This is a genomic window from Pseudomonas azotoformans, from assembly GCF_001579805.1.
GTDB lineage: Bacteria > Pseudomonadota > Gammaproteobacteria > Pseudomonadales > Pseudomonadaceae > Aquipseudomonas > Aquipseudomonas azotoformans_A.
Window position 1 is genome coordinate 423,359 of the sequence record NZ_CP014546.1, and the last position, 21,198, is coordinate 444,556.

Below are 21,198 nucleotides of genomic sequence, written 5' to 3' on the forward strand. Positions count from 1 at the left end.
TGAAACCCTCTTTGCTTAATTCATCCAGCCCTTGACCCAATCCATCACCGATTCCGCATCTGCAGGGGCACTGCCACCGCACGCGGCGCCGGGTGGCGGTTCGCTGCCGCGAATATACGGCATCTGCACCGCGCCCGGACAGTTGGCATCGGAGCCCTGCCCCGTGTGTGGATCGATCCAGGCCTGCACGATGTTATCCGGCTGCGGCATATTCAACGGCAACGGGTCGGCCTTACGCATGAAACTGGTCCAGACCTGCAACGCACCGGTCGCACCGGTGAATGGCGTCTTGCCGTTATCGTCACGCCCCAGCCACACCACTGCCAGCACATCCTGGCCGAAACCGGCAAACCAGCTGTCACGCGAATCGTTACTGGTGCCGGTCTTGCCCGCCAACGTCAGGTTCGCTGGCAGCACGCTGTAGACCGAACGCCCGGTACCTTCACGCATCACGCGCTGCATGGCGTTCTGGATCAGGTAGATGGAACCTGCGTCAAACCGCTGCTGAATCTGGAACGGGTAGCGTTTGAGCGGCTCGCCCTCCGCGGTCAATACACTGCGGATCCCGCGCATCGGCGTATTGAAGCCACCGTTGGCAAGGGTCTGGTACATGGTCGCAACTTCCATCGGCGTCATTGCGCCAGCGCCCAGCAGGATCGACGGGAAGGCAGGGAACTCACGGGTGACACCCAGCCGCGCGATGGTCTTGAGGACATTCGGTACGCCGACTTCAAGGCCCAGACGCGACGTGGAAATGTTGTAGGAGTGCGCAATACCCTGATACAGGAACACCGTACCGTGGGAGCGACGGTCGAAGTTCTGCGGCGTCCACACCTGGCCATCAGCCCCTTTGACCGACAGCGGATCATCCGACAACCAACTGGTCAGGGTGTACTTGCTCGGTTTTTCCAAGGCGGTCAGGTAAACGGCGGGCTTGACCAGCGAGCCGATCGGCCGCACCGCATCCAGTGCGCGGTTGAAGCCGGCAAAGCTAGCCTGACGGCTGCCGATCATGGCCTGTACTTCACCGGTCTCCGGGTTGGTCACCACCATGGCCGCTTCGACTTCATCAGAACCTTTGCGGCCCGTCAGGCGTTTGAAGGTGTCATTGACCGACGCTTCGGCTTTCATCTGCAGGATCGGGTCGAAACTGGTGAAGATCCGCAGGCCTTCTTCGGTCAAGTCTTCGTCGCGGTAGTCTTCACGCAGTTGGCGTTTGACCAGGTCGATAAAGCCTGGGAAGGAGCTGTCTGCCAGTTTGCCGCGAGTGGTTACACCCAGTGGCATTTTCTTGGCCGCGGCGACTTGTTCAGCCGTGGCAACGCCTTGCTGCTCAAGCACGTCGAGCACCAGATTGCGACGCTCCAGCGCACGCTCAGGATTGCGGCGCGGGTTGTAGTAGGACGGTCCCTTGACCATGCCCACCAGCAACGCGACTTGGTGCAACTTCAGTTCGGACAGCGGCTGACCAAAGAAGAACTGGCTCGCCAAACCGAAGCCGTGCACGGCGCGCTGGCCATCCTGACCGACGAATACCTCGTTGAGGTACGCCTCAAGGATCTCCTGCTTGCTGTAGTGCAGCTCCAGCAGCATCGCCATCATCGCTTCGGTGAGCTTGCGGGTCAGGCTGCGCTCGTTGGTCAGGTAGAAGTTCTTGACCAATTGTTGCGTCAGCGTACTGCCGCCCTGAGTCATCTTGCCCCCGGAAGTGTTCACCCAGACTGCGCGGGCGATCGACTTGGGCGAGACACCCCAGTGATGGTAGAAATCGCGGTCTTCTACGGCAACCAGGGTTTCCAGCAGATACGGCGGCACCTGATCGAGCTTGATCAGGATGCGGTCTTCAAGGTTTTTCGGGTAAATGCCGCCAATCATCAGCGGTTCGAGGCGAACCACCGGCAACTTTGAACCGTTGAGCGACGACAGTTCAGCTACATAATCGCCAGAGAAGCGCACGCGCACCGGCTGGGCTTTCTCCAGGCCCTCGTAGAACTGGAAGCCACGGGTATTCAGGTCGACAGTGTTACCACTGACGGCTGCGGCACCGGGACCGTTGCTCACGGGTTCGCGGCGGTAGCCCAAGGCGTCGAGCTCGGTAAGGAAGTCGTCCTTGCTCAGCTTCTGGCCGGTGAACAGTTCCAGCGGGCGTGCGTACACCTTGGCCGGAATGGTCCAGCGCTTGCCAGAGAACTTCTCCTGCACCACGGCATCGAGGTACACCGCAAAGCCAGCGAGTACTACCAGGCCCTACCAGGCCGAGCTTGAGCGCCCAGCCCAGCCAAGGGCGCAGGCCACGGGAAGGAGGTTTTTTACGGGAACGGGGAGATCGGGTTCGAGTCATGGCGGCGGATTATACGCACTTTATTGATGATCAACATGAGCCGAACAGCGGTTTGCACGACCGCTCGTAGCGGCCATAATGCCCGCCATGTTTTTCCCCAGACTCTGAAGGATCGCCCGTGAGCCAGTCCCTGATCGCTGCCCTGCAAAACCCGGCTTTATACCCTCACCCGGTTGAAGCGTTTCAAGTCATCGAAACCCATATTTCCTGGGTTGTCCTCACCGGCCCGTATGCCTATAAGCTGAAGAAGCCGATGAACTTCGGCTTTCTCGACTTCACCGATCTGGAAAAGCGCGGCCACTTCTGCCGGGAAGAACTGCGCCTCAACCAGCGCCTGACCGAAGATTTGTATCTTGACGTGTTGCCGATCACCGGCAGTGCCGAAGCACCGCAATTGGGCGGCGACGGCCCGGCCATCGAATACGCACTGAAAATGCGCCAGTTCCCGCAGAGCCAACTGCTCAGCACCTTGCAGGCCAACGGTGAACTGACCAGCGCGCACATCGATGAGATGGCCAAGCAAATCGCGCACTTCCACCTCACGGCGCCAAAAGTCCCGCAGGAACACCCGGCCGGCACCCCGGATGAGGTCATGGCACCGGTTCGCCAGAACTTCGACCAGATCCGTCCGTTCCTCAGCGACAAGGCCGACCTGACTCAGTTGGACGCTCTGCAGGCCTGGGCCGAAAGCAGCTTCGAGCGCCTCAAGCCACTGTTCTCCCAGCGCAAAAAAGACGGTTTCACCCGCGAATGCCACGGTGATATTCACCTGGGCAATGCCACCTTGATCGATGGTCATGTGGTGATCTTCGACTGCATCGAGTTCAACGAGCCGTTCCGCTTCACCGATGTATATGCCGACACCGGCTTCCTGGCCATGGACCTTGAAGATCGGGGCCTCAAGTCCCTGGCTCGCCGCTTTATCAGCCAATACCTGGAGCTGACCGGCGACTATCAGGGCCTGGAAGTGCTCAACTTCTATAAAGCCTACCGCGCCTTGGTCCGCGCCAAGATCGCGCTGTTCAGCATGCCGAGTGAAGCCAGCCCGGTGCAACGCGCCACGACCCTGCGCCAATACCGCAACTACGCCAACCTGGCAGAAAGCTACAGCACCATTCCGTCGCGCTTCCTGGCCATTACCCACGGTGTTTCGGCCGTTGGTAAAAGCCACGTTTCCATGCGACTGGTGGAAGCCCTGGGCGCCGTTCGCCTGCGTTCGGATGTGGAGCGCAAGCGCCTGTTCGGCGAACAGCAAGTGGAAAACACGCCACAGGCCGGCATCTATGCGGCCGACGCCAGTGCGGCAACTTACGCACGCTTGAATGAAATCGCCGATACCGTGCTACGCGCCGGTTACCCGGTGGTGCTGGATGCGACCTTCCTTAAACGCGAACAACGCGATGCAGCGGCCAAAGTAGCAGAGGCCACCGGCGCGCCCTTCCTGATCCTGGATTGCAATGCGCCGCAAGCCGTTATCGCCAGTTGGTTGGCACAACGTCAGGCGGACAAAAACGATCCTTCCGACGCGACACTGGCGATTATCGAAGAACAACAGGCCAAGCGTGACCCGCTGACTGCCGAGGAATTGCTCCTCAGCAAACGCGTCGAGACCAATGAAAGTGGCACCCTCGACGCGTTGGTGGCGCATATTCGTCAGCGCCTGCCTGGCCTGTAAGAAAAATTTCTTGGTCGTGTCGTCTACTTAGGGGGCACGGCCAAGCAATAGTGGCACTATAATGGCGTCATAAATCCAACAGGAGTCGCCGTCATGAGTCACCCCAAGCTTCTTGATACGCCGCTTTACTCGCTCCTGCATAAAGACGATATCCGTGGCTTCAACCAGGAACGCCCGAAAGACGGGATCATCGACATGCGCGGTGGCGACTTCCGCGGGCTGGATTTGCGTGAGCTGAACACCGCTGGCGTGGATTTCACCGATGCCTACTTCCGCTCCGCCGACCTGCGCGGCCTGGACTTGCGCGACTGCCCACTGGAAGGCGCCAGCCTGGCCCATGCGCAGATTTCCGGAACGTACTTCCCACCAGAGCTGACCGCTGATGAGATCCTCATGTCGGTTAATTTCGGTACTCGCCTGCGCTACCGCACCCGCTGAACCCCTCTGCTTAAGCCCCGGTTCGCGCAGCCGAGCCGGGGACTTCCCGCCTGCCTGACCTCGCCATTCTTATAAGCTTTAGGCCGTTTCCGACTAAAGAACCACGTTTTTCCTACTGAGCGCTACACTCCTTTGCAGGCTTGCCTGGTCTCGATACCCACCGCACCATTCGGCCGTCGCAAGGAGGCTTGATGAACGATGAGCTGCAACACCTGAAAAACCTCGGCAAGACGTCAGCACAGTGGCTGCATGCGGTGGGCATCCACAGTGCGTCGGACTTGCGCCGCCTGGGTGCGGTCGATGCATACCGGGCCGTCCGGACGCGTGGGTTTCGCGCCTCGAAAGTGCTGTTGTATGCGATCGAAGGGGCTTTGATGGATGTGCACTGGAATGACATTCCTGCCGAGCGCAAGGAAGCGTTGAACCGCCAATTGGACGCGCTATCGGCACGCCAGAAGAATTAGCTCGTCGATTAACCCCAGCATTTACAGGCATTGTGAACAAGCGTTTGAGAAAATGCAGAGAACATGCAAAAACAAATGTTGACTCTCAAATGAGAATCGTTATGATTATCACAACTGGTCGCGAGATCAGCCGATAACTGAAAGACCATTGGTTCGGACTCTCAGATTATCTCCTCATCAGGCTAATCACGGTTATTTGACCCGGCTCTTGCCGGGTCTTTTTTTGCCTGTAAGAAAGCCGCATTCAGCGCGCAATGATCAGCGGGTGACCACGTTCAGGGTGTGGCTGCACCAGCACATCCAAACCAAATACCGCCTTCAACGGTTCAGGCTGCATCACCTGCGCCGGCGTATCCAATGCGTGTGGCCGCCCCGCCTCCAGCAGCAAAATCCGATCGCAGTAACGCGCTGCAAGGTTCAAGTCGTGAAGGATCACCAACACCGCCGCCCCTCGATCAGCAAAGGTGCGAATGGCTTGCAAGGTGGTGTGTTGATGCAGGGGGCCCAACATCGACGTCGGCTCATCCAACAGCAACGTCTGCCCCGCCTCGCCCGGCCATAACTGCGCCAGCACCCGTGCCAGGTGCACCCGCTGACGCTCGCCACCGGACAGCGCCAGGTAGCTGCGGCCGCTCAAGTGGCCGACATCTGCCGCTTGCAGGGCCGCCTCAATAATCTCGTCATCGCGGGCTCGCCCGGTCTGATGAGGCAAGCGCCCCATGCCGACTACCTCTTCGACACGGAAAGCAAAGTCCAGCGTCGAGCTTTGCGGCAATACCGCCAGGCGCTGCGCCCGCTGCGCACCACTCCACTCGTTCAACGGGCGTTGATCCAACCACACCTTGCCTTGGTCGGGGTGCAGCTCACCGCACAATCCACCGAGCAGTGTACTTTTACCCGCACCATTGGGGCCCAGCACGCCGAGTACTTCCCCCGGTAACAGATCAAGCGTGACATCCGCCAACACGGTTTTGCGACCACGACGGATCTGCAAGTCTTCCACACGCAGCATCAGGCTCGCCCCCGCAACAAGAGGTAAAGAAAAAACGGCGCGCCGATAAACGCAGTGACGATACCGATCGGCAATTCAGCCGGCGCCAGGGCAAGCCGTGCGACCAGATCGGCAAACAACAGCAGGCTCGCACCTGCCAGAACCGATGCCGGCAACAACACGCGATGGTCCGGCCCCGCCAGCAAACGCACCAGATGCGGCACCACCAGCCCTACAAAACCGATCATGCCCGCGGCAGCCACCGCTGCCCCGACGCCCAGCGCCGTGCAGAAAACCAATTCGCGCTTGAGCCCTTCCACATCGATGCCGAGATGATTGGCCTCCGACTCACCCAGCAGCAAGGCATTCAACGCCTTGGCCCGGCGCGGCAACCACAGCGCCACGCCCGCGCTCACCAGCAACAATGGCCATAACCGCGAATAGCTCGCGCCGTTGAGGCTGCCCAGGTTCCAAAAGGTCAGGGTGCGCAGGGTGGCGTCGTCGGCCAGGTAGGTAAACAGGCCCACCGCTGAACTGGCGAGCGCCGTGAGGGCAATGCCGGCAAGCAGCATGGTCGCGACGTTGGTCTGGCCGTTACGCCGCCCCAGTCGATAGACCAGTGCAGTCACACCCAGCCCACCCAGGAATGCACACAGCGACAGAAGATAGGGGCCAAACGCATCCGGCAAACCGCCGAAAAACGAACCACCGACAATCGCCACCGCCGCCCCCAGCGCAGCGCCACTGGAAACCCCCACCAAGCCTGGATCAGCCAAGGGATTGCGGAACAGTCCCTGCATCGCCACCCCAGACAAGGCCAACACACCGCCGACAGCCAAGCCCAGCAACGTGCGCGGCAACCGGATCTGCCCCAGAATCAGCTCAGCCTGCTCCAGCCCTTGAGCCTCAATCGGCAGCCCCATCAAGCGCAAGGCGGCTTTGAGCGTATCCAACAACGGTAAGCTGACCGGCCCCAGCGCCAAAGAAAGCCAGATCGCCAAGGCACACAACAGCGCCAGCCCAACAAACAGCGTCTTCGGTTTTACCAGAGTGGTCATGGGGCTGGCTTGGCCTGGGACGGGTAGAACCCGGCAGACAGATCCGCGAGGCTTTGCGGTAAACGCGGCCCAAGCCCGCCGACCAGCAATGTAGGATCGACCTCAAATACCCGCCCAGCCTTGGCCGCCGGCGTGGACGCCAGGATCGGATTCTCTTTGAACAGTGCGGCACGCGCCGCATCACCGGTCAGGGCACGATCCGCAAACACCAACACATCCGGGCTCAACCCCGCCAACGACTCCACCGAAAACGGCTTGTACCCGGTATGGGTGGCCAGGTTGCGTCCGCCCGCCTGCTGCAGCATCCAGTCAGCCGCCGTGTCTTTGCCCGCGATCAGCGGCTTGCCGCCCGCATGACCCAGCAACAGCAATACGCCGGGGGCCTTTTGGGTGGCCTGAGCCTTGGCGACCCAGCGTTTCTGCTGGTTCAGCGCCTGCTCATATCTGGTAAACAATTCGTTGGCCTTGGCCTCAGCGCCCAGCAACTTGCCCAGGTGCTGAAGGTTGCCCTTCAACGTCGGCAAGTCAGGCTGCGCCGAGAACATTTCCACCTGCACACCTGCGCTGCGGATCTGCGCCAGTATGGGCGGCGGGCCCATTTCTTCAGTACCCACCAACACCTGCGGGCGCAGACTCAAGATGCCCTCGGCGGACAACTGTCGCTGGTAACCAATGCTCGGCAACGCCTTGAGGGACTCAGGGTGCTGGCTGGTGGTATCCACGCCCACTAACTTCGGCTCACCGCCCAAGGCCGTCACCCACTCCGACAGCGCCCCACCGGCACTCACCCAACGTTGTGGCAGTTCAGAGGCTTGCGCCCCAGGGTTGACCAGCAGTCCGACAACAAGCGCAATAGCACTGGCACTCAGGCGCATAACAGGGTTTCCTTCCAGGGGCAGGGCCGCTCAAACGCTCATCAATGTGACAGATAACCCCTGCCCCGCATCGTATTGAGCGCCCGGTCAGCCAACGGGCGAAGCCGGCATTTGATAATTGTTTGCATTTGAACGTCAAGGCACTTAAGGATTGAAATGAAGTTTCTCTGCTCCTCCGACACCCTCGCGTCAGACAGCAGCCTCGGTTTTGAAATCGATGGTTGCAAATTGTTGGCCGTGCGCCGGGACGGCGTTGCCTACTTCTATATCAACCGTTGCCCCCATCGCGGCATTCCACTGGAATGGCAGCCCAACCGGTTCCTCGACGACAGCGCCAGCCTGATCCAGTGCGCCACCCACGGCGCACTGTTCCTGATCGAAAACGGCGAGTGCATCGCCGGCCCCTGTGCCGGGCAAAGCCTGACTGCAGTGCCCGGCCGCGAAGACGCCCAAGGATTGTGGGTGCAACTCTAGTCGAGCAGCACGTCCAGGCGCCGGTCCACGCATATTTCTTCGGGTGTCACCCGTACGCCATACGCCAGCACTTCCACCCCGGCCGCCTTGGCTTCGCGCAGGGCTGCAGCGTAAGCCGCATCGATCTCCACGGCCGGGCGCACGGCATCAATCCCCGAGAGGTTGACGCAATACAACTGCACCGCCCGCACACCGTCACGCGCCAGATAGGCCAGTTCGCGCAAATGCTTGGCGCCTCGCTGGGTTACCGCATCGGGGAAGGCGGCCACCGAAGTACCGTCGAAACCCAGGGTCACACTTTTGACTTCGACGTAGGCCGCGCCGTCGGGATAGTCCAAACGGAAGTCGATGCGGCTTTTCTCTTGACCGTAAGGCACTTCGCGCTTCAAGGCGGTGAAGCCGTTCAGCTCGGTGATGACACCCGCATGCAACGCCTCCTCGACCAACTGATTGGCACGCGCCGTGTTCACACACGCCAAGCGGCCCTGAGGTGTCTCGGCAATTTCCCAGGTGCCGGGCAACTTGCGCTTGGGGTCATTGGAGCGACTGAACCAGACCTGCCCACCTTCGACCATGCAATTGAGCATCGAGCCGGTGTTGGGGCAGTGAATGGTCAGCAATTCGCCGGTAACGGTTTCGATATCGGTAAGAAAACGCTTGTAGCGACGAATCAACCGCGCTTCTTCGAGGGGAGGATGAAAGCGCATCAGCCTTGCCAGCTCCGCAATCCACGGGCGATCCGCTCCACCGCTTCCTGTAGCCGATCAAGGTTTTGCGTGTAGGCAAAACGCACATGGTGACCGGCCTGATAGCGGCCAAAGTCCAGGCCAGGCGTGAAGGCCACATGCTCGGTTTCGAGGAAGTGGCGGCAGAATGCGAAGGCATCACCGCCGAACGCGCTGATATCGGCATACAAATAGAACGCCCCTTCAGGCTCTACCGCAATGCCGAACTCCAACTCGCGCAAGGCGGGCAGCAAGAAGTCGCGACGGCGCCCGAATTCAGCGCGCCGCTCCTCCAGAATGCTCAGGGTTTGCGGGGTAAAACAGGCCAATGCCGCGTGTTGCGCCATGCTCGGCGCACTGATGTAGAGATTTTGCGCGAGCTTCTCCAATTCACCCACCGCCGCTGGCGGCGCCACCAGCCAACCCAGGCGCCAACCGGTCATGCCGAAATACTTCGAAAAACTATTCAGGACGAACGCATCGTCGTCCACTTCCAGCACGCTGGCCGCATCGGTGCCATAGGTGAGGCCATGGTAAATCTCATCCACCACCAGATGACCGTTGCGCGCCTTAATGGCAGCAGAAAGACCGGCCAATTCGTCGCGGGTGAGGATCGTGCCAGTCGGGTTGGCTGGGGACGCCACCAATGCGCCGACACTGTCCTGATCCCAATGCTTGGCCACCAGGTCGGCGGTCAACTGATAGCGCACCTCCGGGCCGACCGGAACTAGTTGCGCCGCGCCCTCCACCAAGCGAAGGAAGTGGCGATTGCAAGGATAGCCAGGGTCGGCGAGCAGCCAATGCTTGCCCGGATCCACCAGCAAACTGCTGGCGAGCAGCAATGCGCCGGAGCCGCCGGGCGTGATCAGGATACGCTCGGGGTCCACGTCCAACCCGTAGCGCTGCTGATAGAAACCGCTGATGGCCTCGCGCAACTCAGGCAAGCCACGGGCGGCGGTATAGCGCGTCTTGCCGTTGGCCAACGCTGCCTGGCCGGCCTGGATGATCGGTTCGGCGGTGGTGAAGTCCGGCTCGCCGATCTCCAGGTGGATCACGTCATGACCGGCGGCCTGCAGCTCATTGGCGCGCGCCAGCAATGCCATGACATGAAAAGGTTCGATGGCGCGACTGCGCGCACTGTAGGGCTGAGCCATTAGCCTTCCTTAACGGTGAGGACAAAATCTGGATTCTACCGAACCCGCGCCGTAAAACATGTTCTATTGCCTGCCCGACGGCAGGCGCCGCCCGGGCAAGCGCCAGCAAAACGACTAAAATCTACATCTGAGGCATCACATACCCAGCAACGACGGGCTGATGCAGTTTGCAACCCCATTGCCGTGGGCCTCGACAACCGGGAGTGGCGCACCCCGAATCTATCTGGTAAGTTCGCCCGCTTGCAGCCGCAGGGCCGGCAGGTGTCGGTGACGTTGCAATCCTGCGCAATGGATTAGAAGAGTGAGAGGCGGTCTATTCATGTCCACCCAAGCAAAGCAACAGCAGACTCAAGGCCTCAATGGCTTCGAACCTTACGTAGAAAAGAAAGGTGAGGAGTACATGGGCGAGCCCATGCGCGAGCACTTCACCAAGATCCTGAACAAGTGGAAACAGGACTTGATGCAGGAGGTCGACCGCACGGTTGACCATATGAAGGACGAAGCAGCCAACTTCCCTGACCCGGCCGACCGTGCCAGCCAGGAAGAAGAATTCGCCCTTGAACTGCGCGCCCGTGATCGCGAGCGCAAGTTGATCAAGAAGATCGACAAGACGCTGCAGCTGATCAAGGACGAAGAATACGGCTGGTGCGAATCCTGCGGTGTCGAGATCGGCATCCGTCGCCTGGAAGCCCGCCCAACCGCGGACCTCTGCGTAGACTGCAAGACCTTGGCTGAAATCAAGGAAAAACAGGTCGGCAAGTAATCCAGCCGAGCTGAACGAATGGGGCGTGCGAACGCTCCATTTTTGTTTCTGGCGTTTACCGAATTTCCAGTAGTATCCGGCCCATGACAGCCTCTACCTATATCGGGCGCTTCGCCCCCACACCCAGCGGCCATTTGCATTTCGGCTCCCTGGTCGCCGCCCTCGCCTCCTACCTCGACGCCCGCGCCAACCAAGGCCTATGGCTGATGCGTATGGAAGACCTTGACCCACCCCGCGAAGAACCCGGCGCACAGGCAGCAATCCTGCACGCGCTGGAAAGCTATGGCTTCGAGTGGGACGGTGCACTGATCCGACAAAGTGAGCGGCACGAGGCCTACGCCAAAGTCCTGAACGACCTGTTCAACCACGGCCTGGCCTACGCCTGCACCTGTTCACGCAAACAGCTTGAACCCTACAACGGGATCTACCCGGGCCTGTGTCGCAATGCTGGCCACGACCAGCAAGACGCCGCCATCCGTTTGCGTGTTCCCGAGCTTGAGTACCACTTTACCGACCGCGTCCAAGGCGAATTCCGACAGCACCTGGGCCGCGATGTAGGCGATTTCGTCATCCGTCGCCGCGACGGCCTGTACGCCTATCAACTGGCGGTGGTACTCGACGATGCGTGGCAAGGCGTGACCGATATCGTGCGCGGTGCCGACCTGCTGGACTCGACGCCTCGCCAGCTCTACCTGCAAGAACTGCTCGGCCTGCGCCAACCGCGCTACCTGCACGTGCCGCTGATCATCCAGCCGGACGGCAATAAACTGGGCAAATCCTACCGTTCGCCGCCGTTGACACCTGACCAGGCCACGCCTTTGCTATTGAGGGCATTACGCGCCCTAGGCCAGCAACCCGGCGACGAACTGTTGCACGCCAGCCCGCGAGAACTGCTGGATTGGGGCATTGCGCACTGGGATGCCACGCAGATCCCGCGCGCACTCACGCTGGCCGAAGCACAATTGAGCTGAAGGCGCTTGCAGCTTGCCAAGCATCCGTTACCATCGCCGCACGTTTTTACACAGAGGCCAACATGTACATCTATCGATTGGTCCTGCTGCTGGTCGTCGGGATCTACCTGTTTTCCCCCGCCATCATGGATTGGTGGATCGACGCCACGGGCGCCTGGTATCGCCCTTATCTGCTGTGGCTAATCCTGATCGTCGTGACTTTCATCCTGCAGAGCCAAAAAGATGCCGATGAGCTTTAGCCTCACCCAGATGCTGCTGATCAGCGCCGCCTACCTGGCAGCGTTGTTCGGAGTCGCCTGGATCAGTGAGCGCGGAATGATTCCGCGGGCGATCATTCGCCATCCGTTGACCTACACCTTGTCCCTCGGCGTCTACGCCAGCGCCTGGGCGTTCTATGGCACCGTGGGCCTGGCCTATCAGTACGGTTATGGCTTTCTGTCCAGCTACCTCGGGGTGTCCGGCGCGTTTCTGCTGGCGCCGGTGCTGCTGTACCCGATCCTGAAGATCACCCGCACCTACCAATTATCTTCCCTGGCCGACCTATTTGCCTTCCGTTTTCGCAGCACCTGGGCCGGCGCGCTGACCACCGTTTTCATGCTGATCGGCGTGCTGCCGTTGCTGGCCCTGCAAATCCAGGCGGTGGCCGACTCCATCAGCATCCTCACCCGCGAGCCGGTGCAACATCGCGTAGCGCTGGCCTTCTGTGCGCTGATCACGCTGTTCACGATTTTCTTCGGTTCGCGCCATATCGCCACCCGCGAAAAACACGAAGGCCTGGTGTTTGCAATTGCCTTTGAGTCGGTGATCAAGCTGATCGCCATCGGGGGCGTCGGCCTGTATGCGCTCTACGGTGTGTTCGATGGCCCGCAACAGCTGGAACTGTGGCTGCTGCAAAACCAGACCGCCCTCGCCGCCCTGCACACGCCTTTGCAGGAAGGCCCATGGCGCACGCTGCTGCTGGTGTTCTTCGCCTCGGCCATCGTGATGCCGCACATGTACCACATGACCTTCACCGAGAACCTCAACCCGCGCTCGCTGGTCAGCGCCAGCTGGGGCTTGCCGTTGTTCCTGTTGTTGATGAGCCTGGCGGTGCCGCTGATCTTGTGGGCCGGCCTGAAACTGGGGGCCACCACCAACCCTGAATACTTCACCCTCGGCATCGGCATTGCCGCCAACAGCCCAGCCTTGGCGCTGCTGGCTTATGTGGGTGGATTGTCAGCGGCGAGCGGGCTGATCATCGTCACGACCCTGGCACTGTCCGGCATGGCGCTGAATCACTTGGTGCTGCCGCTGTACCAGCCGCCGGCCGAAGGTAATATCTACCGTTGGCTGAAATGGACACGCCGCGCGCTGATCGTCGCGATCATCATGGCCGGCTACGGGTTCTACCTGTTGCTGGGCGCCGGGCAGGACCTGGCCAACCTGGGCATCGTCGCATTTGTCGCCACCTTGCAGTTCCTGCCGGGTGTGCTGTCGGTACTGTACTGGCCGACCGCCAATCGCCGTGGCTTCATCGCCGGTTTGCTCGCCGGGATCCTGGTATGGATCGTGACCATGCTGTTGCCGCTGGTCGGTAACCTGCAGGGCTTCTACATCCCGTTGTTGAACATGATCTACGTGCTCGATGACACCAGTTGGCACATGGCCGCGATTGCCTCCCTGGCCGCCAACGTCCTGATGTTCACCCTGATCTCGCTGTTCACCAACGCCAGCCCGGAAGAAACCAGCGCCGCCGAAGCCTGCGCGGTGGACAACGTGCGTCGCCCACAGCGCCGCGAATTGCATGCGGCCTCACCCCAGGAGTTCGCCACGCAACTGGCCAAACCACTGGGTGCCAAGGCAGCGCAAAAAGAGGTCGAACAGGCGCTGCGCGATCTCTATCTGCCGTTCGATGAGCGGCGCCCCTACGCGCTGCGCCGTCTGCGGGACCGTATCGAGGCCAACCTGTCCGGGCTGATGGGCCCGAGCGTGTCCCAGGACATGGTGGAAACCTTCCTGCCCTACAAGGCCGGCGGCGAAAACTACGTGACCGAAGACATCCATTTCATCGAGAGCCGGCTGGAGGATTACCACTCACGCCTCACCGGCCTCGCCGCCGAACTTGACGCCCTGCGCCGCTACCACCGCCAGACCCTGCAGGAACTGCCGATGGGCGTGTGTTCCCTGGCCAAGGATCAAGAGATCCTGATGTGGAACAAGGCCATGGAAGAACTCACTGGCATCGCCGCGCAGCGCGTGGTCGGTTCACGCCTCAATACCCTGGGCGATCCGTGGAAAGAATTGTTGCAAGGCTTCATCAACCTGCCCGACGAGCACTTGCACAAACAACACCTGGCGCTCGACGGCCAGACCCGTTGGCTCAACCTGCACAAAGCCGCGATCGACGAGCCCCTGGCACCCGGTAACAGCGGCCTGGTGTTGCTGGTGGAAGACCTGACCGAAACCCAGATGCTCGAAGACAAGCTGGTGCACTCCGAGCGCCTGGCCAGCATCGGCCGGCTGGCGGCGGGCGTGGCCCATGAAATCGGCAATCCGATCACCGGTATCGCCTGCCTGGCGCAGAACCTGCGCGAAGAACGCGAAGACGACGGCGAAATCACCGAAATCAGCGGGCAGATCCTCGAACAGACCAAGCGCGTCTCACGCATCGTGCAGTCGCTGATGAGCTTCGCCCATGCCGGCGCCCACCAAAATCAGGATGAAGCGGTGTGCCTGGCCGAAGTGGCGCAGGATGCCATTGGGCTGCTGGCCTTGAACCGGCGCAATTTTGAAGTACAGTTTTTCAATTTGTGCGATCCCGACCATTGGGTCGATGGCGACTCACAACGCCTGGCCCAAGTGCTGATCAACCTGCTGTCCAACGCCCGTGACGCCACTCCGGCCGGCGGTGCGGTACGCGTCAAGACCGAGGCTTTCGAACATACGGTCGATCTGATCGTCGAAGATGAAGGTAGCGGTATTCCACAGAACATCATGGACCGATTGTTCGAACCCTTCTTCACCACCAAGGACCCAGGTGAAGGTACCGGTCTGGGCCTTGCACTGGTCTATTCCATCGTTGAAGAGCATTATGGACAAATCACCATCGACAGCCCGGCTGACACCGAAAGCCAACGCGGCACCCGTATTCGGGTGACCTTGCCGCGTCATGTCGAAGCGACGTCCGCTGTGAACTGAGACCGTCGAGAGAATTGAATCAATGCCGCACATTTTGATCGTCGAAGACGAAACCATTATCCGCTCTGCCTTGCGTCGCCTGCTTGAACGTAATCAGTACCAGGTCAGCGAAGCCGGCTCGGTGCAGGAAGCCCAGGAGCGTTTCAGCATTCCCACGTTCGACCTGATTGTCAGTGACCTACGCCTGCCTGGCGCGCCTGGCACCGAGTTGATCAAGCTTGGCCAGGGCACCCCGGTGCTGATCATGACCAGCTACGCCAGCCTGCGTTCGGCGGTCGACTCCATGAAGATGGGCGCGGTGGACTACATCGCCAAGCCTTTCGACCATGACGAGATGCTTCAGGCCGTGGCCCGCATCCTGCGTGACCGCCAGTCGGCCAGCAGTGCTCCCACCGAGCAACGTCCAGCGGGCAAAGCTGCCGACAAGCCGGGCGTGGACAACAGCAACGGCGAGATCGGCATCATCGGCTCCTGCCCTCCGATGCAGGACCTGTACGGCAAGATCCGTAAAGTCGCGCCGACTGACTCCAATGTCTTGATCCAGGGCGAGTCCGGCACCGGTAAAGAACTGGTGGCCCGTGCCCTGCACAACCTGTCCAAGCGTGCCAAGGCGCCGATGATTTCGGTGAACTGCGCAGCGATCCCCGAATCCCTGATCGAGTCCGAACTGTTCGGCCACGAGAAAGGCGCATTCACCGGCGCCAGCGCCGGGCGTGCGGGCCTGGTCGAAGCGGCGGACGGCGGCACGTTGTTCCTCGATGAAATCGGTGAGCTGCCGCTGGAAGCCCAAGCCCGATTGCTGCGTGTGCTACAGGAAGGCGAAATTCGCCGCGTAGGCTCGGTGCAGTCACAAAAGGTCGATGTGCGCCTGATCGCAGCGACTCACCGCGACCTCAAGAGCCTGGCCAAGATCGGCCAGTTCCGTGAAGACTTGTATTACCGCCTGCATGTGATCGCCCTCAAGCTGCCGGCCCTGCGTGAGCGTGGCGCCGACGTCAACGAGATCGCCAACGCCTTCCTGCTGCGCCAGAGCGCGCGCATCAACCGTACCGACCTGAAGTTCGCGCCAGACGCCGAGCAGGCGATCCGGCATTACTCGTGGCCAGGTAACGTGCGGGAGCTGGAGAATGCGGTGGAGCGTGCGGTGATCCTGTCGGAGAGCCCGGAAATTTCCGCCGAACTACTGGGCATCGATATCGAACTGAGCGACTTGGACGACGACGATTTCATCGGTCTGGCCCCACAGCAGGGCGGTAGCAATACCAGCCATGAGCCGACGGAAGATTTGTCACTGGAAGATTATTTCCAGCATTTCGTCCTTGAGCACCAGGACCATATGACCGAGACCGAACTGGCGCGCAAGCTGGGCGTGAGCCGTAAATGCCTGTGGGAACGCCGCCAGCGCCTGGGCATTCCACGGCGCAAGACCGGTGTGGCCAGCGAGAGTTGAGGGCGCGCGCCCACAGGTAACACCCACCGATGTGAAAAAACTGTTACCGCGGATATTTCGCGTAACAAAAGCCGGGGCTTACGGTAACGAAGCCCCGGCTTTTTTTGGCCCGTCAAAAACCCGAAACCACCTCAAACCCCCGGTTTTACTGGGCGGCGCAAAAGTTGGCACGCACCCTGCTATATGCTTAGTACAAAAACAATAACAAGCTTTGTACAAGACAATAAAAATAAGACGAATCGACTCACGCATAACAAAAACAACACGGCGGAGGCGCAGCTAACTGATTCTTTTGGAGAGGCGTTGCATTTGGGGCTTGCCCCGCAACCAGGCCGAGAACAACAAAAACTGCCCTAAGGCAGAGCCTGAACTGGTTGGATCGTAGATCAGCAACACAGCGACCAAAGCAATCCGTTTGCTCTTGACTCCCGATTGGGAGTGTCATGAAGGTGAAGCTTCATGGCGAGGGCGATCAACAAAAACAAGAAGCCCGAAATCAATAATAAAAATAGAGCACGCAACTACTTCTGGGGGAGCTTCGGCTCCCCTTGTAGTTTCCGGGATTTGACCTTTCAAGGCTTATGGCGCAATGCCTGTAGCTTGTTCCTACACCATCCCCTGACTAAATGCTAGAATCCCCGCCCATCATGCGGTCATTCTTCGTTATGGCCGAACATTCCTTCAAACAGTGCATCCCATGCTGAAGAAGTTGTTCCAGTCATTCCGTTCTCCCTTGCGTCGTACGCAACACAAACGCAGCACGCCTGAAGTGCTCAACAGCAGCCAGCATTCGCTGCAGCGCGCTCAATTCAGCCGTTATGCCGTGAATATCGTCGAACGCCTGCAGAACGCTGGCTACCAGGCTTACCTGGTCGGTGGCTGTGTGCGCGACATGCTGCTCAATATCACGCCCAAGGACTTCGACGTCGCCACCAGCGCCACGCCTGAGCAAGTGCGTGCCGAATTCCGTAATGCGCGGATCATCGGCCGACGCTTCAAGCTGGTGCATATCCACTTCGGTCGCGAAATCATCGAAGTCGCGACGTTCCGTGCCGGCCACCCGCAAAACGATGAAGAGGAAGACACCAATCAGTCCTCCCGCAACGAAAGCGGGCGCATCCTGCGCGACAACGTCTACGGCACCCTGGAAGAAGACGCGCAACGCCGCGACTTCACCATCAACGCCCTGTATTACGACCCGGTCAGCGAGCGCATCCTCGATTACGCCAATGGCGTACACGATATTCGTAACAACCTGATTCGCCTGATCGGCGATCCGGTCCAACGCTACCAGGAAGACCCGGTGCGCATGCTGCGGGCCGTGCGGTTTGCCGCCAAGCTGAACTTCGGTATTGAGCGCCATACCGCCGCGCCGATTCGCGAACTGGCTCCGATGCTGCGGGAGATCCCGTCGGCACGCCTGTTCGAAGAAGTGCTCAAGCTGTTCCTCTCGGGTTATGCCGCCGACACCTTCGAAATGCTGGTGGACCTGCAGTTGTTCGACCCACTGTTCCCGGCCAGCGCCGAGGCTTTGGAATACAACCCGACGTACACCCACACCTTGATCAGCGAAGCGCTGATCAACACCGACCTGCGCATCAAGCAGAACAAGCCGGTCACCCCGGCATTCCTGTTTGCCGCCTTGCTGTGGCCAGCGTTGCCCAAACGCGTACTGCGCTTGCAGGAGCGCGGCATGCCGCCGATCCCGGCCATGCAGGAAGCCGCCCATGAGCTGATCGCCGAACAGTGCCAGCGCATCGCCATTCCGAAACGTTTCACCATGCCGATCCGCGAGATCTGGGACATGCAGGAGCGTCTGCCACGCCGCAGCGGTAAACGCGCCGACCTGTTGCTGGACAACCCGCGCTTCCGCGCCGGCTACGACTTCCTGCTGTTGCGTGAAAGCGCTGGCGAGCAGACCGATGGCCTGGGTGAATGGTGGACCGATTACCAGGACGCCAATGACAGCGAGCGCCGCGACATGATTCGTGACCTCGGCAGCAAAGGCGACGGCGAAGGGCCGAAGAAGCGTCGTCGCAGCGGTACCAAGCGCAAGCGCAGCGCGGCCGATACCTCGGGCGAATAAACGTGGAACGCATCTACATCGGCATGGGCAGCAATCTGGCGGCCCCGGACCAGCAATTGCGCAGCGCTATCGAAGCACTGGCGCAATTGCCGGGCACCACCGTCGCTGGTGTGTCCGCGTTTTATCAAAGTGATTCCCTGCTCCCAGGCCAGCCGCGCTACACCAATGCGGTTGCCGCCCTGGACAGCAATCTGGCGCCCCTTGAGTTGCTGGATGCACTGCAAGCCATCGAGAACGACCAGGGCCGCGAACGTCTTGAGCGCTGGGGCCCGCGCACGCTCGACCTGGACATCTTGCTGTTTGGCGATCACCTGATCGACGAACCGCGCCTCAAGGTCCCGCACTATCAGATGCACCTGCGTGCTTTTGTGCTGTACCCGTTGGCCGAACTGGCGCCCGCCAGCCTGGCGTTACCCGATGGCCAAACCCTCAATGACTTGCTGGCAACCTGCCCATTTGTCGGTCTGGAACGCCTCACAGTTGCTGAATCGCGTCAGTAACAGCGGTAACACCGTCATCGTAACAATGCGGTAACACATCCAATTGACTTCCCGTGTCCTCCTCACGACTATAGGCGTCCCGCTGCCGCCAACCCGGCGCTAAAGGGCGCAATCCAGGCCATATAAGCACTGCTCTCAAGACCGTGCGCCTGTATAAACGAAGACTCACGCGCGTTACTCGCTGTTTCCAAGCGCCTGAATGAGGACCCTTTTCATGCCAGACATTACCCTGACCACCTTGCAGAGCCTCAAGCTCAAAGGTGAAAAAATCGCCATGCTGACCTGCTATGACGCCACCTTCGCCCACGCCAGTTGCCAGGCCGGGGTTGAAGTGTTGCTGGTGGGCGACTCCCTGGGCATGGTTCTTCAAGGGAATGACAGCACCCTGCCCGTCACCACCGATGAACTTGCGTACCACACCGCCAGCGTCAAGCGCGGCAACGATGGCGCATTCATCATCGCCGACCTGCCGTTCATGGGTTACGCGACGCTCGAACAGACCTTCCAGAATGCCGGCAAGCTGATGCAAGCTGGCGCGCATATGATCAAAGTCGAAGGCGCGGTGTGGCTGGCCGAGTCAATCCGCCTGCTGGCGGAACGCGGTGTGCCGGTGTGTGCGCACATGGGCCTGACGCCACAGTCGGTGAACATCCTCGGCGGCTACAAGGTACAAGGCCGCAATGAGGCCCAGGCGCGGCAGATGCGCGCCGATGCCATCGCCCTGGAACAGGCGGGCGCGGCAATGATCCTGCTCGAATGCGTGCCAAGCGAACTGGCGGCAGAAATCACCCAGGCGGTGAAAGTGCCGGTGATCGGGATTGGCGCAGGCTCGGCCACCGATGGCCAGGTGCTGGTGCTGCACGACATGCTCGGCCTGTCGATCAGCGGCCGTGTGCCAAAGTTCGTGAAGAACTTCATGGCCGGCCAGGACAGCATTCACGCTGCATTGAGCGCCTACGTCGCCGAAGTCAAAGGCGTGACCTTCCCTGGCGCTGAACACGGATTCTCTGCATGAACACCGTAAAAACCGTACGTGAACTGCGGGCTGCGGTGACCCACGCCCGCAATGCCGGCAAGCGCATTGGCTTTGTGCCGACCATGGGCAACCTGCACAGCGGCCATGCCACGTTGGTGACCAAGGCCGCCCAGCAGGCGGATTTCGTGGTGGCCAGCATCTTCGTCAACCCGCTGCAGTTTGGTGCTGGCGAAGACTTGGACAAGTATCCGCGCACACTCGCCGCCGACCAGGAAAATCTGCTGCAAGCGGGCTGCAACCTGTTGTTCGCGCCCACCGTCGAGGAAATGTACCCCGGCGGCATGACCGGGCCAGACCCGCGTCAGCGTGCCGCAATTGTCTGAAGGCCTGTGCGGCGCCAGCCGTCCGGGGCACTTCGAAGGAGTGGCGACGGTGGTCAGCAAGTTGTTCAACATGGTCCAGCCGGACATGGCGGTGTTTGGCCAGAAGGATTACCAGCAACTGGCGGTGATCCGCGCCATGGTCCACGACCTGAACATGCCGATCCAGATCATCGGCGAGCCCACCGTGCGCGCCGACGACGGCCTCGCGCTGTCGTCGCGTAACGGCTACCTCACCGACGAGCAACGCGCCATTGCGCCGGTGCTGTACCGCAGCCTCAGCCAGATTGGCGCCGCGATCAAAGCCGGTGACCACGACTTCGCCAAGCTGCGCGCCGAACAGGTCCAGCAGATCGAAGCCGCCGGGTTGCGCCTGGACTACCTCGAAGTTCGCCAGGGTGTGCATTTGCGCCCAGCAACGGCCGAGGATCGGGATATCGTGATCCTGGTAGCCGCCTATCTCGGCGCTACCCGACTCATCGACAACCTGCACCTGACCCTCGACTGACCCCTTTCAGTCACCCTCCTCGCTGCGTCAATAAAAAGGGCCGGTATAAAAAAGTACCGGCCTTAGCGCAGACAAAGCCAAGACATATCGACACGCTAGGTTTAATGTAATCGCCCTGCGCTATGGTTAGCGCTGTCCGGAACCCAATGCTTGATCAAAGACTGGACGTTCCGGGCTTAGAAGTGTCCTAAA

17 protein-coding genes and 2 pseudogenes are annotated in these 21,198 nt (G+C 60.4%); 13 read left to right on the forward strand and 6 right to left on the reverse strand.

Translation table 11 applies throughout. From position 1 onward, the window contains the following. Nucleotides 1-15: 15 nt before the first annotated feature. Nucleotides 16-2,341 (reverse strand): annotated as a pseudogene (gene mrcB, locus AYR47_RS02020) (penicillin-binding protein 1B). 118 nt (nt 2,342-2,459) lie between these two features. Between mrcB and AYR47_RS02025 the strand changes: the two are divergent. From AYR47_RS02025 to AYR47_RS02035, 3 genes are all read left to right on the forward strand, one after another. Next, nucleotides 2,460-4,016, forward strand: coding sequence for a bifunctional aminoglycoside phosphotransferase/ATP-binding protein (locus tag AYR47_RS02025; protein ID WP_033898298.1), 1,557 nt, complete (start codon nt 2,460-2,462; stop codon nt 4,014-4,016). A 93-nt stretch (nt 4,017-4,109) separates the two neighbouring features. After that, complete coding sequence (locus AYR47_RS02030; protein ID WP_033898296.1) at nt 4,110-4,454, forward strand: pentapeptide repeat-containing protein; 345 nt, start codon at nt 4,110-4,112, stop codon at nt 4,452-4,454. 191 nt (nt 4,455-4,645) lie between these two features. After that, nucleotides 4,646-4,918, forward strand: a complete 273-nt coding sequence (locus AYR47_RS02035; protein WP_010206563.1) for a TfoX/Sxy family protein — start codon at nt 4,646-4,648, stop codon at nt 4,916-4,918. Nucleotides 4,919-5,162: 244 nt separating this feature from the next. On the opposite strand, the gene AYR47_RS02040 is transcribed toward AYR47_RS02035, so the two are convergent. Genes AYR47_RS02040 through AYR47_RS02050 form a run of 3 tightly spaced genes read right to left on the reverse strand, consistent with a single transcriptional unit; the run spans nt 5,163 to nt 7,842 of the window. Beyond that, nucleotides 5,163-5,930 (reverse strand): heme ABC transporter ATP-binding protein, encoded by a 768-nt coding sequence (locus tag AYR47_RS02040; protein WP_061434072.1) that lies wholly within the window; start codon nt 5,928-5,930, stop codon nt 5,163-5,165. Continuing rightward, complete coding sequence (locus AYR47_RS02045) at nt 5,930-6,967, reverse strand: FecCD family ABC transporter permease (protein WP_033898294.1); 1,038 nt, start codon at nt 6,965-6,967, stop codon at nt 5,930-5,932. Before AYR47_RS02045 ends, AYR47_RS02040 begins: the two co-directional genes overlap by 1 nt. After that, on the reverse strand, nt 6,964-7,842 hold the full coding sequence (locus AYR47_RS02050) for a heme/hemin ABC transporter substrate-binding protein (RefSeq protein ID WP_061434074.1): 879 nt from the start codon (nt 7,840-7,842) through the stop codon (nt 6,964-6,966). Before AYR47_RS02050 ends, AYR47_RS02045 begins: the two co-directional genes overlap by 4 nt. Before the next feature lie 156 nt (nt 7,843-7,998). On the opposite strand from AYR47_RS02050, the gene AYR47_RS02055 reads away from it, so the two are divergent. Continuing rightward, nucleotides 7,999-8,316, forward strand: coding sequence for a Rieske (2Fe-2S) protein (locus tag AYR47_RS02055; RefSeq protein WP_061434076.1), 318 nt, complete (start codon nt 7,999-8,001; stop codon nt 8,314-8,316). Here the strand turns inward: AYR47_RS02055 and sfsA are convergent. Then, nucleotides 8,313-9,023, reverse strand: a complete 711-nt coding sequence (sfsA, locus tag AYR47_RS02060; protein ID WP_033898291.1) for a DNA/RNA nuclease SfsA — start codon at nt 9,021-9,023, stop codon at nt 8,313-8,315. The genes AYR47_RS02055 and sfsA overlap by 4 nt on opposite strands. Then, nucleotides 9,023-10,195, reverse strand: a complete 1,173-nt coding sequence (locus AYR47_RS02065; RefSeq protein ID WP_061434077.1) for a pyridoxal phosphate-dependent aminotransferase — start codon at nt 10,193-10,195, stop codon at nt 9,023-9,025. The genes sfsA and AYR47_RS02065 overlap by 1 nt, the downstream gene beginning before the upstream one ends. A gap of 319 nt (nt 10,196-10,514) precedes the next feature. Here AYR47_RS02065 and dksA point away from each other — a divergent pair, with 319 nt between their 5' ends. The 9 genes and pseudogenes from dksA to panC all read left to right on the forward strand — a co-directional run bounded on the left by dksA (nt 10,515) and on the right by panC (nt 21,006). Next, the gene (gene dksA / locus AYR47_RS02070; protein WP_025857127.1) at nt 10,515-10,958 is read left to right on the forward strand and encodes an RNA polymerase-binding protein DksA; all 444 of its coding nucleotides are present in this window, start codon (nt 10,515-10,517) and stop codon (nt 10,956-10,958) included. A gap of 83 nt (nt 10,959-11,041) precedes the next feature. Then, nucleotides 11,042-11,929 carry a tRNA glutamyl-Q(34) synthetase GluQRS gene (gluQRS, locus tag AYR47_RS02075; RefSeq protein ID WP_033898286.1) on the forward strand — a complete coding sequence of 296 codons (888 nt, stop codon included), beginning with the start codon at nt 11,042-11,044 and terminating at the stop codon, nt 11,927-11,929. Between the two features lie 62 nt (nt 11,930-11,991). Further along, nucleotides 11,992-12,168 carry a hypothetical protein gene (locus tag AYR47_RS32460; protein ID WP_003176118.1) on the forward strand — a complete coding sequence of 59 codons (177 nt, stop codon included), beginning with the start codon at nt 11,992-11,994 and terminating at the stop codon, nt 12,166-12,168. Further along, nucleotides 12,152-15,106: a sensor histidine kinase gene (locus AYR47_RS02080; protein ID WP_162240113.1), complete on the forward strand. Its 2,955-nt coding sequence runs from the start codon at nt 12,152-12,154 to the stop codon at nt 15,104-15,106. The genes AYR47_RS32460 and AYR47_RS02080 overlap by 17 nt, the downstream gene beginning before the upstream one ends. Nucleotides 15,107-15,128: 22 nt before the next feature. Then, the gene (locus AYR47_RS02085; RefSeq protein WP_061434078.1) at nt 15,129-16,556 is read left to right on the forward strand and encodes a sigma-54-dependent transcriptional regulator; all 1,428 of its coding nucleotides are present in this window, start codon (nt 15,129-15,131) and stop codon (nt 16,554-16,556) included. Nucleotides 16,557-17,253: 697 nt separating this feature from the next. Continuing rightward, complete coding sequence (locus tag AYR47_RS02090) at nt 17,254-18,642, forward strand: polynucleotide adenylyltransferase PcnB (protein ID WP_033898282.1); 1,389 nt, start codon at nt 17,254-17,256, stop codon at nt 18,640-18,642. Between the two features lie 2 nt (nt 18,643-18,644). Beyond that, on the forward strand, nt 18,645-19,142 hold the full coding sequence (gene folK / locus AYR47_RS02095; RefSeq protein ID WP_061434079.1) for a 2-amino-4-hydroxy-6-hydroxymethyldihydropteridine diphosphokinase: 498 nt from the start codon (nt 18,645-18,647) through the stop codon (nt 19,140-19,142). A gap of 214 nt (nt 19,143-19,356) precedes the next feature. Beyond that, nucleotides 19,357-20,157, forward strand: coding sequence for a 3-methyl-2-oxobutanoate hydroxymethyltransferase (gene panB / locus AYR47_RS02100; protein WP_016976834.1), 801 nt, complete (start codon nt 19,357-19,359; stop codon nt 20,155-20,157). Continuing rightward, nucleotides 20,154-21,006, forward strand: a pseudogene (panC, locus tag AYR47_RS02105) (pantoate--beta-alanine ligase). The gene panB and the pseudogene panC overlap by 4 nt, the downstream one beginning before the upstream one ends. The last annotated feature ends 192 nt before the right edge of the window (nt 21,007-21,198 follow it).

Excerpts from the sequence above, each read along its gene's own strand:
- gluQRS (WP_033898286.1), top strand. The coding sequence starts at position 11,042 with ATGACAGCCTCTACCTATATCGGGCGCTTCGCCCCCACACCCAGCGGC.
- AYR47_RS02055 (WP_061434076.1), top strand. The coding sequence starts at position 7,999 with ATGAAGTTTCTCTGCTCCTCCGACACCCTCGCGTCAGACAGCAGCCTC.
- AYR47_RS02035 (WP_010206563.1), top strand. The coding sequence starts at position 4,646 with ATGAACGATGAGCTGCAACACCTGAAAAACCTCGGCAAGACGTCAGCA.
- AYR47_RS02080 (WP_162240113.1), top strand. The coding sequence starts at position 12,152 with ATGCCGATGAGCTTTAGCCTCACCCAGATGCTGCTGATCAGCGCCGCC.
- AYR47_RS02030 (WP_033898296.1), top strand. The coding sequence starts at position 4,110 with ATGAGTCACCCCAAGCTTCTTGATACGCCGCTTTACTCGCTCCTGCAT.
- panB (WP_016976834.1), top strand. The coding sequence starts at position 19,357 with ATGCCAGACATTACCCTGACCACCTTGCAGAGCCTCAAGCTCAAAGGT.
- sfsA (WP_033898291.1), bottom strand. The coding sequence starts at position 9,023 with ATGCGCTTTCATCCTCCCCTCGAAGAAGCGCGGTTGATTCGTCGCTAC.
- AYR47_RS32460 (WP_003176118.1), top strand. The coding sequence starts at position 11,992 with ATGTACATCTATCGATTGGTCCTGCTGCTGGTCGTCGGGATCTACCTG.
- dksA (WP_025857127.1), top strand. The coding sequence starts at position 10,515 with ATGTCCACCCAAGCAAAGCAACAGCAGACTCAAGGCCTCAATGGCTTC.
- AYR47_RS02090 (WP_033898282.1), top strand. The coding sequence starts at position 17,254 with ATGCTGAAGAAGTTGTTCCAGTCATTCCGTTCTCCCTTGCGTCGTACG.
- AYR47_RS02050 (WP_061434074.1), bottom strand. The coding sequence starts at position 7,842 with ATGCGCCTGAGTGCCAGTGCTATTGCGCTTGTTGTCGGACTGCTGGTC.
- AYR47_RS02065 (WP_061434077.1), bottom strand. The coding sequence starts at position 10,195 with ATGGCTCAGCCCTACAGTGCGCGCAGTCGCGCCATCGAACCTTTTCAT.
- AYR47_RS02040 (WP_061434072.1), bottom strand. The coding sequence starts at position 5,930 with ATGCTGCGTGTGGAAGACTTGCAGATCCGTCGTGGTCGCAAAACCGTG.
- AYR47_RS02045 (WP_033898294.1), bottom strand. The coding sequence starts at position 6,967 with ATGACCACTCTGGTAAAACCGAAGACGCTGTTTGTTGGGCTGGCGCTG.
- AYR47_RS02085 (WP_061434078.1), top strand. The coding sequence starts at position 15,129 with ATGCCGCACATTTTGATCGTCGAAGACGAAACCATTATCCGCTCTGCC.